Annotated in this window: 16 protein-coding genes; 9 read left to right on the top strand and 7 right to left on the bottom strand. The window is 35.5% G+C overall.

Translation table 11 applies throughout. The features are described 5' to 3' along the window. The first annotated feature begins 5 nt into the window (after nucleotides 1-5). From BUE24_RS03730 to BUE24_RS03750, 6 genes are all read left to right on the top strand, one after another. Nucleotides 6-716, top strand: coding sequence for a TapB family protein (locus tag BUE24_RS03730; protein ID WP_073314029.1), 711 nt, complete (start codon nucleotides 6-8; stop codon nucleotides 714-716). 26 nt (nucleotides 717-742) lie between these two features. Continuing rightward, nucleotides 743-1054, top strand: coding sequence for a hypothetical protein (locus BUE24_RS03735; protein ID WP_073314030.1), 312 nt, complete (start codon nucleotides 743-745; stop codon nucleotides 1052-1054). A 527-nt stretch (nucleotides 1055-1581) separates the two neighbouring features. Beyond that, nucleotides 1582-1983, top strand: coding sequence for a helix-turn-helix domain-containing protein (locus tag BUE24_RS03740; protein ID WP_170864546.1), 402 nt, complete (start codon nucleotides 1582-1584; stop codon nucleotides 1981-1983). 142 nt (nucleotides 1984-2125) lie between these two features. Beyond that, a complete protein-coding gene (locus tag BUE24_RS23830; protein WP_170864547.1) occupies nucleotides 2126-2278 on the top strand; it encodes a hypothetical protein in 153 nt (50 codons plus the stop codon). Nucleotides 2279-2310: 32 nt separating this feature from the next. Further along, on the top strand, nucleotides 2311-2955 hold the full coding sequence (locus tag BUE24_RS03745; protein ID WP_073314034.1) for a hypothetical protein: 645 nt from the start codon (nucleotides 2311-2313) through the stop codon (nucleotides 2953-2955). Nucleotides 2956-3036: 81 nt separating this feature from the next. Continuing rightward, on the top strand, nucleotides 3037-3237 hold the full coding sequence (locus BUE24_RS03750; protein ID WP_073314036.1) for a hypothetical protein: 201 nt from the start codon (nucleotides 3037-3039) through the stop codon (nucleotides 3235-3237). 97 nt (nucleotides 3238-3334) lie between these two features. Here BUE24_RS03750 and BUE24_RS03755 read toward each other — a convergent pair whose 3' ends face one another. From BUE24_RS03755 to menA, 7 genes are all read right to left on the bottom strand, one after another. After that, nucleotides 3335-4660 carry a M24 family metallopeptidase gene (locus BUE24_RS03755; protein ID WP_073314038.1) on the bottom strand — a complete coding sequence of 442 codons (1326 nt, stop codon included), beginning with the start codon at nucleotides 4658-4660 and terminating at the stop codon, nucleotides 3335-3337. Nucleotides 4661-4774: 114 nt separating this feature from the next. Next, nucleotides 4775-6883: a VWA domain-containing protein gene (locus BUE24_RS03760; protein WP_073314039.1), complete on the bottom strand. Its 2109-nt coding sequence runs from the start codon at nucleotides 6881-6883 to the stop codon at nucleotides 4775-4777. A gap of 107 nt (nucleotides 6884-6990) precedes the next feature. Further along, entirely contained in the window at nucleotides 6991-8106 is a 1116-nt protein-coding gene (locus BUE24_RS03765) for an AMP-binding protein (RefSeq protein WP_073314041.1), read from the bottom strand. 55 nt (nucleotides 8107-8161) lie between these two features. Continuing rightward, a complete protein-coding gene (locus BUE24_RS03770; protein ID WP_073314043.1) occupies nucleotides 8162-9085 on the bottom strand; it encodes a CPBP family intramembrane glutamic endopeptidase in 924 nt (307 codons plus the stop codon). 2 nt (nucleotides 9086-9087) lie between these two features. Further along, nucleotides 9088-10137, bottom strand: coding sequence for an o-succinylbenzoate synthase (locus BUE24_RS03775; RefSeq protein ID WP_073314044.1), 1050 nt, complete (start codon nucleotides 10135-10137; stop codon nucleotides 9088-9090). Further along, entirely contained in the window at nucleotides 10138-10818 is a 681-nt protein-coding gene (locus BUE24_RS03780; RefSeq protein WP_073314046.1) for a metal-dependent hydrolase, read from the bottom strand. It lies immediately after the preceding gene. 34 nt (nucleotides 10819-10852) lie between these two features. Next, complete coding sequence (gene menA, locus BUE24_RS03785; protein ID WP_073314452.1) at nucleotides 10853-11812, bottom strand: 1,4-dihydroxy-2-naphthoate octaprenyltransferase; 960 nt, start codon at nucleotides 11810-11812, stop codon at nucleotides 10853-10855. 83 nt (nucleotides 11813-11895) lie between these two features. Between menA and BUE24_RS03790 the strand changes: the two genes are divergently transcribed. The 3 genes from BUE24_RS03790 (at nucleotide 11896) to BUE24_RS03800 (ending at nucleotide 15531) form a co-directional block, all read left to right on the top strand. Beyond that, nucleotides 11896-13077 carry a helix-turn-helix domain-containing protein gene (locus tag BUE24_RS03790; protein ID WP_244548110.1) on the top strand — a complete coding sequence of 394 codons (1182 nt, stop codon included), beginning with the start codon at nucleotides 11896-11898 and terminating at the stop codon, nucleotides 13075-13077. A 93-nt stretch (nucleotides 13078-13170) separates the two neighbouring features. Beyond that, a complete protein-coding gene (locus BUE24_RS03795; RefSeq protein WP_073314048.1) occupies nucleotides 13171-14871 on the top strand; it encodes an alpha-amylase family glycosyl hydrolase in 1701 nt (566 codons plus the stop codon). Nucleotides 14872-15003: 132 nt separating this feature from the next. Next, on the top strand, nucleotides 15004-15531 hold the full coding sequence (locus BUE24_RS03800; protein ID WP_073314050.1) for a DoxX family protein: 528 nt from the start codon (nucleotides 15004-15006) through the stop codon (nucleotides 15529-15531). Nucleotides 15532-15553: the final 22 nt, after the last annotated feature.

Raw genomic sequence — 15553 nt, forward strand, 5'->3', positions numbered from 1 at the left:
TACCAATGATTAGGTTACAAAAAAACAAGCTATTTCTTTATGCTTTTGTATTCTTGGTAGGAATCATCATGTCCTTTGGACAAGAGTGTAATGCGGTGCCTTTCATGAAGAAAGGAGCTGTACTCACCTATACCAATTATAACAAAAGAGGAAAAAAAGAAAGTACGACCATTCATGAAACTATTTCAATTACTGGAGATGGTAATACAGTTTCTGCTATTATCAAAGCAACAGTAAGCGATGAGAAAGACAACAAAACGTTTGATACCGAGTATAAAGCCAACTGCGACAATGGGCTATTCAGTTTGGATATGCTAAGGTTTTTTAATTTTGATAAACTTTCTGAGCATAACAAAAATAACCTCAGTCTTAAAATCGACGGCGATGTTTTGGAATTTCCAGTTGGGATGCAACCTGGAGATGATCTTAACGACGGAAATATTTCTATAAAAGTGAATAGTGAAGCTTTTACTCTGGTTACAATGACTTTTGACGTGTTTAACCGAGAAATTGTTGGAGAAGAAACCATTACTACTCCAGCAGGAACCTACAAGTGTAAAAAGGTAACTTTTGATTTCACTTCCAAATTTGGAATTATTAATGTAAAAGGGACTGGGGTAGAATGGTATTATAACGATGCGATGGTCGTCAAATCCGAATCGTACAATAAAAAAGGAAAACTCATTGGATATCATGAGTTGACAGGAATTCAATAAAAAATAATCTATAACAACAATTTATTATGATAGTTTGGTCAGGAAGAGGGTTTCTCTCGGTTTTAGTACTAGCCATAGTACTTTTTGGATTAAGTAACATATTACCTAAAGAACAAAACAATTTATCATTCGCTATTAGTCTGTTTATTGCCGCCATTTTTAGTTGGATCATGGGAAAGAAATGGAATGAATCCAATCAAAAAACAATGGTAGACAAAGAAAGTGGACAAGAAATAGTGATTAAGCCCAACCATAGTTTGTTTTGGATCAAAATGCAATATTGGGGTCCAATTTTTGGTATCCTGGGAACAATTATGTTGGTCAAACAGTTTTTATAAAAAACGAATTAGCATTTAAACAATAAAAGTAATCATCAATTAGAAGTTACAACCACTTCTAATTCTTATCAAGGGAAAATCACCTCAATTCAGTTCTTAAACCAGCTGTTTTGAGGTTTTTTATTTTGAATTTTGTAAAGTCAAATTCATAAAAATGAATACACAACATTTTACAAAACAAGCATTTACATATAGTTTCGCCAAGAAATTCTGAAGTAAACCCTTCTTTAAAATTAAAAAGTATGATTCAACAAATTCTACAAAGGAATTTCATCAGGTATAAAAGGGATTTAAGATAAGGGAATACATTGTTGTTGAGATTTTACTTTTATAAAATATCCAAAATAATTACACAATTATTTGAACACAGGTATATTAAAAAACTGTGTTTTCTTTTATACGATTTAGTTCTGAAATATTTCGAAATTCTTGAATAACCATCGAAATTCGGGAATACCGTGTAACATGATTTGCGTTGAAGTGAAGCTAAAAATATGTTTGCTTATAATCTTAAATCATCAGAACTAATGCACGCAAATCAACATTACTCTTCAAAAGAAATCGCTGATATTAATATCGCGGATGATAGAATACAAAGCATCATCCAAAAGCTTGATGAATTAGAAAAAACAGACTTCTTCTTTTCTTCAGAATGCAACCTTTACAATACAGCAAAGACCATTAATTCGAACACATCTTACCTATCAAGAATTATCAATATCTACAAACTAAAAACATTTAACGAATATGTAAATCATTTGAGGATACAACACTGCATCAAAAAATTAAAAACTGATAGAAGATTTAAGTTATATACGATCAAAGCGATTTCGAATGAACTGGGGTATAAAAGTGTAAATACTTTTATAGTTGCTTTCAAAAAACAAACAGGTTATTCGCATGCTGTTTACCTCAAAGGTCTTAGGTAAATGCTGTAAGAACAAAAAAAGCAGTTTCAAAAACATCAAATATATAAAATTGACATACTACACTTTTAAAAACCAACTTTTTACACATAAATTGATCTTTAATTCATACTTAGTCTATTTCTCAATATAAAAACAAAATATCATGTCAAACCATCTTAGGAATTTAAATTTCAAACCTATTACCAAATCAGAACAGCTGCATATCAAAGGAGGATATACTCAAGAAAATTGGGCTTGTAACAGTTCAGGAGATAATCCACATCAATACCTTCCTTCTGGTTGTCAAAATAGTTAATAAACTAATATTCACACACAAATTAAAACATCATGAAAAAAACACTCTTAAAACTACTCTTTTTAGGCCTATTCTTACATTTGGTAGGTTGCCAAACTGAGGATGATGTCATTCTTGAAGAAGAAAACAGCATCCCAACAACTATTCTATATGAAAACCCTGTAGACTTAGGTAAGTCTTCAACACCAGCAACGTTTATTTGTGCTGGCACTCCCCTGCCTAATGGTTATAAAATCGTTGGATATTTGAATCACATAAATTGCAGTTCTAGTTTTGGGCTATTTCTTGGGTTTTACAATGCTGCGATTATCGTACCCATTGGAACCCCTATTCTTTCGAGTGCAGGTTCTGGATGCGATGACAATTTTTGCATCTGGATTGTAGGAAATGATTTCGAATCTAACGCATACGTCGATATTAGAACCACAACAGGAAATGAAATTATAGGAACTTATAGAGGGAATGATAGAGTGCAATATATCAATGACTCCGGCCAAGATGTAATCACTTTAAGACTAGCATCTGATTTTGAACGAAGTGAATTTGCAAGTAGAGGATTACGTATTTGGGTGGTCAACCCCGACGCCAGAAAATGGGGAGATGGACGAACCGTAAGAAGATCCGCTGGCAGCAATCCAAACCAGGATTGTGGGCAAATTGAATGTTTAGATCCTTGAAAAATCATAAATACTGGACCTGTTGTAAAATCAATTTATTCTAAAACAAAATGAAAAAATTAACCCTTAAACACACATACAATGATTAAAAACATTTTAAATCTCAACGGTGTGACCGTTCTTAAAAAAGGGACGCAAAAATCGATTAATGGCGGTTTCTTTGGATGCGAGCCCAGTCTTTTTGAATGTAGATCAGATAGTGATTGTCCATGTGGTCCATGTGGAATTACCATCAATAATGGAGGTAACCCTATTTTTGTTTCTGGAGTTTGTGCTTTTTAAGCACAAGTCTTAGACACACAAATATGATATTACTATCAAGTATAATTGAATAAAAAAACGGTAGTTCCTTTTGAACTACCGTTTTTTAATAAGTTAATCACTTGGTTCGCTTAGGTATTGTAATCAATTCTGTTTGTCTTTCATTTACATATCTAAAACCATCCTTGCCCCAAAATCCAGCTTCTTCCAGCATGATTCTAACATCTTTTTTCCATTCAGGGATAGTAACTGTAGTATTTAGTTCTATGGCATAAACCGTATCCTCATATAATGGATAATCTCCAGTACCTGGAACACCTCCCTGCGAATCCCACATACCTATAGTTGGCCCAGAAGAATGTCCATAGAGCCCCAAAGGATGTGTATAAATAGAAGGTTTAAATCCTTCTGCTCTGCCCTGCTCTAGGGATCGTAATAAAATTTCGTTTCCAGTTTTACCAGTCTTAAAGTTAGACGTCAAAATATCTTGTACACGATTCCCATCCGCAAATGCTTTATTCAAAAAATCAGGAGGAGACGTTTCTTCATTCTTCAAAATGTATGCATGTTGCTGGCAGTCAGTATTGAGACGTAAATAGGTAATTCCAAAGTCGCAATGAATTAAATCTCCCATTTGGATTATTTTTTCTTTGGGTCGGTCCGAAAAGGAAACGATATGACTTTGCAGGTCCTCTCCTGTTCGCTGAATATCTACGGTAGGATGAAACCATGTTTCTAACCCCAAATCAGTTGCTTTTTGACGTAACCACCATACAACATCATCTGTTGTGGTTTCCCCAGGTTTGATCACTGAAGTACTAAATGCTTCACCAATAATATCATGAGTTATTTTTACCAACTCACGATAAATCTCCATCTCTTGAGACGTTCTGGTCTCTATCCAAGCAATTGCTAATTTCTCTGCAGAGGTGATTCTTAACTTAAAATCCTCAGGGAGAACTTCCATAAATTCATTATAGTCGGTTTTTACTATTCCGTCAGCAATTCCAAAATCTTTTGAATAATTAATTCCTATGGATTTCGGATTTCTTGTGGAAATGATATCTACCAGGGCTTTCCATTGATCAGGTTGCTTTTCTTTGTCCCAGGCAGAGTCTATATTTTTACCAACATTATATCGGGCTACTGCCAATTTTTCGATAGTATTTTTGGATTGATCTCTGTAGAAAACTAAGATCGTTCTACGTCTTGCATTCAACCAGGTTGACGGCAACATTGTTTTAAGCACGGGATCTTCGTTATATTCTCTGGAAATCAGAATCCACATATCGAGTCCAGTTCGATCCATTAATTTGGGTAACAAATCATTAAATCTGGCTTCCAGAATCATATCAATAACCGCAGCTCGCTCCCGTTGCGGAAGAATTTGAGCCTGTATCGAAGTAGAAAGAGTAAGCAAGCCAACAATAAGAATCTTTTTCATAAGTGAGAAGAGGAAAATAGGGTTTAATTAGTAGAACTAATGTATTACAAAAAAGAGACACCTGCAACAAAGCAAAGTGCCTCCTTATGAATTAGCCAACACTAACTCCTAGTTTTATAAATCAATATAACTGGACATTAAACAAACAAATTCTGATCGGTATCCTTCTTTATCCTCATTTTTATTACTTTTTGCAAGAGAAATAATATCTTCCACTTTTTGATTTTTGATGTATTTAGAATTTCTAAGCTTCATTCCAAACCAAGCTACGGAAGCTGCAAAGTTGAAATCATGAGTTGTTTCATGGTTTTCTGTGTCCACTATATGCACCATTTCTATGCTCTTATTTTTGCTAGGTTTTTTATATCTAAATTTTACCGTTAATAATTCATTTCCAAAGCCCGTTTTTACATTAGTTCTAGTGTATTTCAAATTGGGGATATCAATGACAAATTCGCTTTGTACTCCCGCAGGTATGATTTCGTAAAGTGCTGTAACCGTATGCCCGCTCCCTAGCTCTCCTGCATCCTTGGTATCGTCCACAAAATCTTCGTCATTTAACAATCGATTCTCGTAACCGATAAGGCGATATGCTTTTACTTTTGAGGGATTAAATTCCACTTGAATCTTTACATCTTTGGCAATAGTATATAGTGTACCTCCAAATTCCTTCACCAAAACTCTTTGCGCTTCTTGCATTGTATCTATGTATGCATGATTTCCATTGCCTTTATCAGCAAGTGTTTCTAGTTTACTGTCTTTATAATTACCCATTCCGAAACCTAGACATGTTAGGAATACTCCTGATTTACGTTTTTCTTCAATCAATCTTTTCATATCCGTATCAGAACTCATCCCTACATTAAAATCTCCATCTGTAGTAAGTATTACTCTGTTATTACCTTCTTTAATAAAATTTTCTTGAGCAACCTTGTAAGCCAAAGCTATTCCTTCTCCTCCAGCGGTTGCTCCTCCCGATTCTAGACGATCAAGAGCGTTAATGATTTTGGTTTTATTCGCTCCAGAGGTAGGCTCCAGCACAAGTCCTGCGGCACCTGCGTATACTACAATTGAGACTTTATCCTTTTCTCTTAATTCTTTTACCAATAGTGAAAATGCCTTTTTAAGTAGTGGTAACTTGTTTTCACTACCCATCGAACCCGATACATCAATTAAGAAGATCAAATTAGATGCAGGTATTTCACTTTTCGGCACTTCCTTTCCCTTTAAACCAATCTTCACAAGTTGAGAATTTTGATTCCAAGGGGTTTGACCGTATTCGGTGTGTATTGCCATTGGGTGCTCTCCTGTAGGTTGAGCATAATCGTAGTCAAAGTAATTAATCATTTCTTCCACTTTTACTGCATCTTGAGGAACTTGAGTCCCGTTATTTATCATTCTTCTTATGTTGCTATACGAAGCCTTATCTACATCTATTGAAAAAGTAGATAGCGGTGATGTTTGTACATGCTTAAAAGTATTTTCTTCAATTTCTGTATAGGATTCATTATCTTCTATTTTAAACTTTCCAGTATGCGTTGTTACTACAACTACGCCGTTATTAGCCTTTGCACCATAAATCGATGAAGCACTCTTACCTTTAAGAACATTGATACTCTTTATTTTGGAAGGATCCATTGCTTGAATACCAGCCATATCTTTTTTACTCATAACTACTCCATCTACAACAAATAATGGTTGTTTATTCCTATCAACACTACTTGTTCCTCTGATGATGACATTACTGTTCCCTCGAGATTTCTGATTACCCTTCGAAATCACTACTCCGGCTGCTCTACCCCGTAAAGCTCTTACCTTTCTTCTGCGTTTGGATTTTTTTATTGAAGAAGCCGTTATAGTAGAAACGCTATACCCCAATGAGTGTTTTTGTCTTTTTGCTGCATACCCTGTGACTACTACTTCTTCTAACTCGCTAGCCGATACTTCAAGAGTCACATCAATAGTACCTGAAGCAATTACTTGTATTTCTTTGGTCGCAAATCCTACATAAGAAAACACCAATGTATCTCCTTTATTCACTAAGATATTGTACACACCATCAAAATCTGTTTGTATTCCTTTGGTTGTCCCTTTGATAATGACACTTACTCCAGGTAATGGTAAATTTCGGTTGTCTGTAACCGTTCCCGTTACATTCAGTTGTTGTGCTTGAGTATATCCAATACTCAAAATAAAACACATAAAAAACCCTAATAATTTCATAGTTGATCCTTTTAGATTATGACCTGAAATTATAGGTTGTTAAGATTGAAGGCAATCAACAATGAGGGAAACCTAATTTTGAATGAGGGAAATAAAGAGTCTAGAGGTTATGAGCTGGAGCTCATCACCAATTCTAGTGTCTGGGTACGTTGTACTTTTCCGTTTTCAGTTTCTATAAACTGAGGAAAAAAATAAATCTCTTTAGGGTTTTCGTATTTGCTAAGGGTATTCAGATCGTTTATAGCCTCTTTAATACTTAGATAGGCTACTTCCTCATAATCTCTTTCTATAATGAGCACCAATTTATCCCCAAGAAGGTCATCTGGTATTCCTGCAATAAAAAAACGATGCCCGATCAAAAGTTGTAGCTTAGTTTCAATCTCTTCTGGGTATAGCTTTACTCCTCCACTATTAATCACATTATCATAGCGTCCTTTCCAAACAAATTTCTTGTAGGTTTTAAGATCTACTACATCGTTGGTGACTAGAGTCTCACTATATAATTGAGGAGCTTTAATGATCAGACAATTACGGTCATCAAGGTTTAATGTGATATTTGGTAAAGCCTTGAAATAATTCGCTTCTTTTTTATCTTTTTTCTTTGGGTTTATCCTTCTGGCTGCGATATGGGATACGGTTTCTGTCATCCCGTAGGTTTCATAAATTTTTGTTTTTACGCCTTGGATAAGTTCTTTTAAATTTTCTGAAACAGGACCACCACCTACAATTAGTTTTTTGATAAGGTGCAATCGGTTTAAGGAGTTATCGAGTTGCAAAGGAACCATAGCACAAAAATCATACTGCTTGTAAACGGTATCCAAAGGATTTGTTTTTGGAGGTACCAAATCAATTTTCCACCCTAATACCATTGCGCGGACCAGCATCATTTTGCCAGCGATATAGTTTGCAGACAAACAAAGTAACGCAGTGCTTCCTTCTTCTACCTTGAAGAATTTGCCAGTCGCTTTGGCACTATTGATCATATGTTGCTTAAGGACCTTTATTTTTTTAGGTTTTCCGGTAGACCCAGATGTTTGTACAACAATGTGATCTTTTTCATTTAACCAATCCAGCAAAAAACTACCTGCCTCCTGCTCATAAACCTCTCCTTCTTTAATGAAGGCATACGCAAGTCGCATCAACTCGTCTCTATCGGGATTGCGTTTATTGATCGAAAACTTTTCGTGTATTTTGGGGGTAGAAAATGTATTCCTTGATTCCATAGTCAAATTTCAATTTTCTGCCATATCCAAAGGTTATCTATACGTAAAGAGTAGATTAATCTTTTGTTACCTCTTGTGCAATAGGGGTTACATCTACCTCTCCAAGAAGTTTACCCTTCCAATCTGTCCATTTGTACTTTTTAGAAAGTATCAACAGAAACAATGGGAAAATTACAAAAACAGGAATTAATATTTGATATCCGGTCCCAGGATCAGAGATATCAATCAAAATAGAATCTGTTTGCAGTGCTGTCCAATCTGCCGTAACCAACAACACAGTTATCAAATTATTAGCAGCGTGAAACCCTAATGCTAACTCCATTCCCTCATCCATCAAGGTGATGATTCCTAAAAATAATCCAGTACCTATATAATATACCATAATAATTGGCCCTAAGGTTCCCACTTCAGGATTTGCTGCATGTAACAGTCCAAAAGTAATAGAAGTGAAGACTAAGGCAACCCATCTCTTTTTGGAAGCCAAACCAACACCTTGCATCAAATATCCTCTAAACATGTATTCTTCAAAACTAGTCTGAATAGGCACCAGGATTATCGCCAATATCAACAATTTAATGAAGGATGTTGCTTCAAAATTTAATTGATAATCTTCTGGAGAAAAATAATAATCGGCTCCTGTTGAAATGATAATAAAAGAGGCCATCAAACCAAATACGAAAAATATTCTTTTCCAATCCACTTTTTTTCTGGATGTAGTAAGTGATAGAATAGACTGTTGATGTACAAACTTGACCCAAAGTAATAACCCAACCAAAAAGATCACAAAAGGAATCATTAACTGAAGAAACAACCCTGTTTTTCCTACCATCTCAATTTGTTGTTTGATCACTGTATCAGAGTCGATATCCATCAATAAAGTAACCAAATAGTTAAGCCCCATAAGTCCGAAAAAACCTAGCGGCAAAGGGAGATATTTCCACATCCCCAAATTTCCTTTTTTTCCTTGTTCTATATACATATTTAATGATTCTCATTTAGGTATTCTACTACCCATTCGATATTCTTTTCGTATTTCAATTCTCCTTTTGTAACCAGCAGCGGAGCTTCGAAATTATTGGTAAACAAACTTCCTGTTCCTAGTCCTTGAGGCATTGTACTATTCAGGGTAAAGGTGTATTGTGCAATGGCATTGAGACCAATATTACTCTCCAGAGCACTAGTAATCCACCACCCTATCCCCAAACTTTCTGCTATTTGGATCCACTCATTTGTTCCTTTAATACCACCTATTAAACTTGGTTTTAGAATAATATATTGTGGTCGTATAGTTTGTAGCAGTTTTTGCTTTTCTGTTACATCAAAAACTCCGATTAATTCTTCGTCCAGAGCTATTGGCAAAGGAGTAGTTTTACATAATCGCTTCATTGCCTCATATTGGCCCTGTCTGATAGGTTGTTCAATACTGTGTAATTCTAATGCTGAAAGACGTTCTAATTTATGCATAGCTTCCTCCGGAGAGAAAGCTCCGTTGGCATCTACACGCAGTTCAATAACATCTGGATTGTATTTCGACCTTATAAAAGATAACAACTCCAGTTCTGTTTCAAAATCAATGGCTCCGATTTTCATCTTAATGCAATCAAAACCAGTATGTAGCTTTTCATTAATTTGAGTTTCCATAAATTCCTTATCCCCCATCCAGATCAAACCATTTATTGGTATATTTTGTTTCCCCTCTGTAAAATCTGAAGGAAACAATAAAAATGGATGCTCACTTTCCAAAGATCTAAATGCTATTTCTAACCCAAACTGTATACTCGGAAACTCGCGCATCTCCTCTAGTAATTGATCTAATCCCAAGTGGATATTATTGCATACCCATTTTAATTTGTCCTCGTAGTCTGGACGATCATCAATACATAATGTTCTTAGAATACCACACTCTCCTATGCCCTTTTTATTGTTATCCGAAAGGACAATAAACCAGGTCTCTTTCTGCTTTAAGACTCCTCGAGAAGTACCACTAGGCCTCTTAAAGTCTAAAATATATTTATGGTACGTTGCTTTCATTTACAAATCAATACTAGCTCCTATCTCCAAGAACATTAGATCCTTGTTTTTATCAAAAAACTTACGTTTCGCTTCTTCATGATCGATCTCTATGTATCCAAAGGTATCATAATGAACCCCCAAAACCTTATCACATTCTACAAACTCACTAGCAAGGATCGCATCATCAACTCCCATTGTAAAATTATCGCCAATAGGTAAAATCGCGAGATCCAGAGTATGAGACATTGGGATCAGCTTCATATCCATGGTTAGTGCCGTATCTCCGGCAATATAAATGGTCTTATGTTCTCCTTCTATAATGAAACCTCCTGGTTGTCCTCCATAGGTGCCATCAGCAAAACTGCTGGTGTGAATAGCGTTTACGTACTTTATTTTACCAAAATCAAAATTCCAACTACCGCCATGATTCATAGGATGTACTTCAATTCCTTTTGCTTGATAGTACATCGCAATCTCGTAATTAGAAATAATAGTTGCTTCATTTTGCCTAGCCATTGCTTCGGCGTCCAAAACATGATCTTGATGTGCGTGTGTGAGTAAAATATAATCTGCCTTGATTGTGGTGATATCAATCTTATCTTTTGTCAAAGGATTACCAGTAATAAAAGGATCTACCAAGACATTGATATCTTCAACCTCTATCAATAGTGTATTATGACCGTAAAAGGTAATTTTCATGAGTATGCATTTTTGATGATTTGTGTTGCTGAAATTATAAAATCTGTCCCAGACTAAATAGCAACGCCAGTAAAAAAGTAGATAATGCCACTTTTTTTAACTCAGGATCCAATAATTCGGTATTAGCAGTCTTGTATACTTTTATTAAATGAATCGTTAGGGGAACGAAAGCAATAAGAAACAACGTATCATTTATGTCTTGATAGGTTCTCCATAAGAATATGAGCATGGCAATCATAGCAATACCTATAATTGTAAAATGATATCGCCTGGCTTTGTCAATTCCCAGCTTAACCACCAAGGTGTTCTTTCCTACTTTTTGATCATTTTGAAAATCACGCATATTATTTAGGTTCAGTACTGCAGTACTCAACAAACCAATAGTGATCGCAGGTAAAAATACCAGACCATTCAATTGTTTGGTAAATAAGAAGTAGCATCCTACTACACTTACCAACCCAAAGAAAATAAAAACAAATACATCTCCCAAACCTCTATAGCCATATGCAGAATTACCAACAGTATATTTTATAGCCGCAACGATGGCTCCTATACCTAATACAAAAAAGAACAAAGAGTAAAAGAAGTTTTCTTTCCCAAAAGACACATAAATTAAAGCAATAGCCATACATAATGTTACAACTGTTGTACACACTATCCCTGTAAACATTGCTTTTTTGGTAATTGCTCCACTTTGGATGGCTCTTTCTGGTCCTACCCGATCTTTATTATCTGTTCCTTTTACTCCATCTCCATAATCATTGGCAAAATTTGATAAGATTTGCAGACCTAATGTGGTGGCAATAGCCAACCAAAATATAAGCGTAGCATAAAAAGGAGCTGCTCCTTCCAGATTACCGATTACCTCTTTATCACTATCATAAGAATTCAATACAACATTATTAAACATAGCCGATCCGGCAATAATTCCTGAAACGGATAAAGGAAGTGTTCTAAGTCTAGCTGCCGAAATCCAGGCTTTTAGTTTGCTCATGGTAATCATTTAGATGTCAAAGGAACATCATTTTCATTTAAAAAAAAACAAAAATTAAATTTTCAATTCTTTAAATTAGCAGTATGCAGCAGATCCTATTTTTTGAATTTCCTTCTTTTAATCTGTACAGCACACCACTTTTGCTATTAGTGTTACAAGCCTATGTCTTTGCAGTATTGCTTTTGATGCGATATTTTAATCAAAAATATCTTCCTGCATTACTCTTAGCGCTACTTATTTTCATAACAGGATATCATAGAACTACCTATACTATTGGTTTTATGGAGTGGTATGACACCTATCGAAATACCAAAATCAATTACTGGCTGATTGCACTTAGTCTGGCTGTAGGGCCTTTATTATATTTTTATGTAAAGTCCATTACTACTTCAAATTTTAGATTTAAGAAGAAAGATTTTTTTCATTTTGTCCCTGTTAGCCTTTTTGTGATTTATAAAATATCCATTTTTGTTTACGATGCCTCCTTACCAGGTTTTGATGAAACTCAAAATGGATACTTAAAAATACATCTGGATGAAAAGTACGTTCAACCATTAGTTGGGATTGTAGAAAGTCTGCAAATGCTATTGTACTTGACCTTTACGCTACAACTATACTATGCCTATAAAAAGAAAATTCAACATTTCTTTTCGAATACCTACGCGCTAGAACTCAATTGGATACGTAACTTTTTGTTCATCTACTCTTTTCTTTTTTTATACAGCATTTTTGAAGGTGTGATTGGAGATTTGATTGTTGACCTGCACTGGACCCAACGATGGTGGTATCAGTTCTTCTCGGCTTTGGCGATTATTTATATTGGCATAAAAGGGTATTTTACGGATACCAATACGCTCAAGAATTTGAATTTTGAGGTCGTTCCATCTTCCGAGAAAAAAACTCCCGACGCTCCCAAAGACAATAACATTCTGGAAAATAAAACCAAACTCGAGCAGTTTATGAATGACGAAAAGCCCTTTTTGAATCCAGATTTGAATTTGAAGGAACTATCTAAAATGCTAAAGATAAGTGTTCCTGTTCTTTCTGAAACTATAAACAGCGGTTTTCAAAAAAACTTCAACGATTTTATCAACGGATATAGAGTAAAAGCAGTACAGGATATGCTTAAGGAAGGAAAACAAAAACAACTATCCTTGTTAGGAATTGCCCATGAATGCGGTTTTAATAGTAAAGCAACATTTAACCGGGTATTTAAAAAATTGACCAATTCTTCTCCATCAGAATACGCCATGCAACATCTGTAATTGCTATTTTCATTTTTATCAATATCGCAATTCATCTTCTACCGATTTTTGTAAGAGTTTTTATAGATTAGCGTTTTAAACCACCTAGAACTTATGAATAATTTTGCAAGAATCACTTTGTTTGCGCTGATGTGCGTTCTTTTTGCGTGCAAAAGCGATTCCAAAAAAGAAAAAAAGGAACAAGAAAATGTTTCGGATACGGCATCTACTACTAAAAAGAAATCAGAACCTTTCATTTGGGAAGGTGCAAACGTCTACTTCCTCCTAACCGATCGTTTTAATAATGGAGACACAGAAAACGATGTTGTATTAGAAAGAACCAAAGAGACCGGAAAACTAAGAGGGTTTCAGGGAGGAGACATCAAAGGGATTATTCAAAAAATAGAAGAAGGATATTTCAAAGACTTAGGCATCAATGCCATTTGGTTTACTCCAGTGGTAGAACAAATCCATGATAGTGTGGACGAAGGTACCGGAAACACATATGCTTTTCATGGCTATTGGGCCAAAGACTGGACCAAAATTGATCCCAATTATGGCACTTACAATGATTTGAAACAATTGGTTAAAATAGCACATAATAATGGTATTCGAATTTTGATGGATGTTGTTCTGAACCACACAGGGCCCGTAACCGATAAAGATCCTGTATGGCCAGATAATTGGGTACGTACAGAACCACAATGTACCTATAAAGACTATAACAGTGCTACGGTATGCACACTAGTAAAGAATTTACCCGATGTAAAAACGGAAAGTAATGAGGAAGTAGAATTACCTAAAGCACTGATTGACAAATGGACTTCTGAAGGCAGATTAGAGATAGAATTAGCTGAATTAGATATCTTTTTTACCAAAACCGGGTTAAAACGATCTCCTAAAAACTATATTATTAAATGGCTTACGGATTACGTGCGTGAGTTAGGAATTGACGGATATCGCGTAGATACGGTAAAACATGTTGAAGAAGATGCTTGGAAGGCGCTGGAAGAACAAGCCAAAGTTGCGTTTGCCGAATGGAAATCAAAACACCCTAATGAAGTATTGGACGATAATGAATTTTATATCCTTGGAGAATTATATGGCTATGGAATTGATAGCAAACGATATTATGATTTTGGAGATAAGAAAGTAGATTATTTCGCTCATGGTTTTGATAACATGATTAATTTTCAGTTTAAGTATGATGCCAAACAATTGGATTATGAAACGCTTTTCAGCAAGTATAGCACAATATTAAGCACTAGCTTGATCGGGAAAGGTGTCATGAACTATATCAGTTCTCATGACGATGGTGATCCATTTGATAAGGAAAGAAGTAAAACCTACGAATCGGCAACCAAACTTTTGCTTACTCCAGGAATCTCTCAAATATATTATGGAGATGAAACGGCAAGATCGTTAATCATTGAAGAAACCGAAGGTGATGCTACTTTACGCTCTAATATGAACTGGGATGCCATGGAAGATGAAGCAACAAAATCTTTATTAACTCACTGGCAAAAACTGGGAACGTTCAGAAAAGAGCATCCTTCAGTAGGTGCCGGTAAACACAAAATGATCTCGAATGCTCCATATGTGTTTTCGAGAACGTATAAACAAAATGGCATTTCGGATATGGTTGTTGTAGGGTTAGAACTTCCAAAAGGGGAAAAAACGTTGATGACCAATACCCTTTTTGCCGAAGGAACTGCGGTAATCGATCATTATTCAGGTATAGAAGCAAAAGTTACCGATGGTAAAGTAACACTAAGCACTGATGAAAACATTGTTCTCTTAGCCAAGAAAAAATAAGGGGTTACAGACGAAGTCTCAAAAGAATAAGACGGCTCAAATCATAATTTGAGCCGTCTTATTTTGTTATGAGGCGTGGGTATCATTGAGGTTTTGGACTTTTGAACTGTTCAATCATCAAAATCTAAAACAATGAAAAAAGTACTTAAAACGATAATCACGCCTACCTTAATGAAACATTGGTCAATCGATCTGGCTTTTGCTATGCCCAGAGTAATCTGTGGGCTTGCCCTAGCCATCAATTTTGGTGGTAGTAAATTTGGAGTACCCTGGAGTCCTGAAGGGTCTCCAGAACTAGGTTTATTCGAAGTAGTAGATTGGTTTCCTGAAGATATCGCGGCATACGGAGGTATTTTTGCCATGTTCCCTGTATTTTTTGCATGGATAGGTGCTGCTAGCGAAGCTATAGGTGGAGTATTTCTTGCTCTTGGCTTAAAAACAAGAGTTGCATCATTCTTTATCATGTGTACCATGCTGGTTGCCATATTCTTTCAAAAATGGGACGATGGTCTTTGGGGAATGCTTCCTGCCATGGGGTTCTTATGGCTTTCTATGTATCATCTCATATTAGGTTCTGGCAGGTTCGGTCTGGATTATCTACTCTCTCGGCAATGGTTCCGAAACAAGACTAAAGTATCTACTCATATTCATTTCATCTAAAAAAACAATAATTCAAAATCAA

The organism is Aquimarina spongiae, assembly GCF_900141785.1.
Taxonomy (GTDB): domain Bacteria; phylum Bacteroidota; class Bacteroidia; order Flavobacteriales; family Flavobacteriaceae; genus Aquimarina; species Aquimarina spongiae.

Coding starts and splice junctions, on each gene's coding strand:
- BUE24_RS03750 (WP_073314036.1), top strand. CDS start 3,037: ATGATTAAAAACATTTTAAATCTCAACGGTGTGACCGTTCTTAAAAAA.
- BUE24_RS23830 (WP_170864547.1), top strand. CDS start 2,126: ATGTCAAACCATCTTAGGAATTTAAATTTCAAACCTATTACCAAATCA.
- BUE24_RS03760 (WP_073314039.1), bottom strand. CDS start 6,883: ATGAAATTATTAGGGTTTTTTATGTGTTTTATTTTGAGTATTGGATAT.
- BUE24_RS03755 (WP_073314038.1), bottom strand. CDS start 4,660: ATGAAAAAGATTCTTATTGTTGGCTTGCTTACTCTTTCTACTTCGATA.
- BUE24_RS03775 (WP_073314044.1), bottom strand. CDS start 10,137: ATGAAAGCAACGTACCATAAATATATTTTAGACTTTAAGAGGCCTAGT.
- BUE24_RS03730 (WP_073314029.1), top strand. CDS start 6: ATGATTAGGTTACAAAAAAACAAGCTATTTCTTTATGCTTTTGTATTC.
- BUE24_RS03745 (WP_073314034.1), top strand. CDS start 2,311: ATGAAAAAAACACTCTTAAAACTACTCTTTTTAGGCCTATTCTTACAT.
- BUE24_RS03740 (WP_170864546.1), top strand. CDS start 1,582: ATGCACGCAAATCAACATTACTCTTCAAAAGAAATCGCTGATATTAAT.
- BUE24_RS03765 (WP_073314041.1), bottom strand. CDS start 8,106: ATGGAATCAAGGAATACATTTTCTACCCCCAAAATACACGAAAAGTTT.
- menA (WP_073314452.1), bottom strand. CDS start 11,812: ATGAGCAAACTAAAAGCCTGGATTTCGGCAGCTAGACTTAGAACACTT.
- BUE24_RS03790 (WP_244548110.1), top strand. CDS start 11,896: ATGCAGCAGATCCTATTTTTTGAATTTCCTTCTTTTAATCTGTACAGC.
- BUE24_RS03795 (WP_073314048.1), top strand. CDS start 13,171: ATGAATAATTTTGCAAGAATCACTTTGTTTGCGCTGATGTGCGTTCTT.
- BUE24_RS03800 (WP_073314050.1), top strand. CDS start 15,004: ATGAAAAAAGTACTTAAAACGATAATCACGCCTACCTTAATGAAACAT.
- BUE24_RS03770 (WP_073314043.1), bottom strand. CDS start 9,085: ATGTATATAGAACAAGGAAAAAAAGGAAATTTGGGGATGTGGAAATAT.
- BUE24_RS03735 (WP_073314030.1), top strand. CDS start 743: ATGATAGTTTGGTCAGGAAGAGGGTTTCTCTCGGTTTTAGTACTAGCC.
- BUE24_RS03780 (WP_073314046.1), bottom strand. CDS start 10,818: ATGAAAATTACCTTTTACGGTCATAATACACTATTGATAGAGGTTGAA.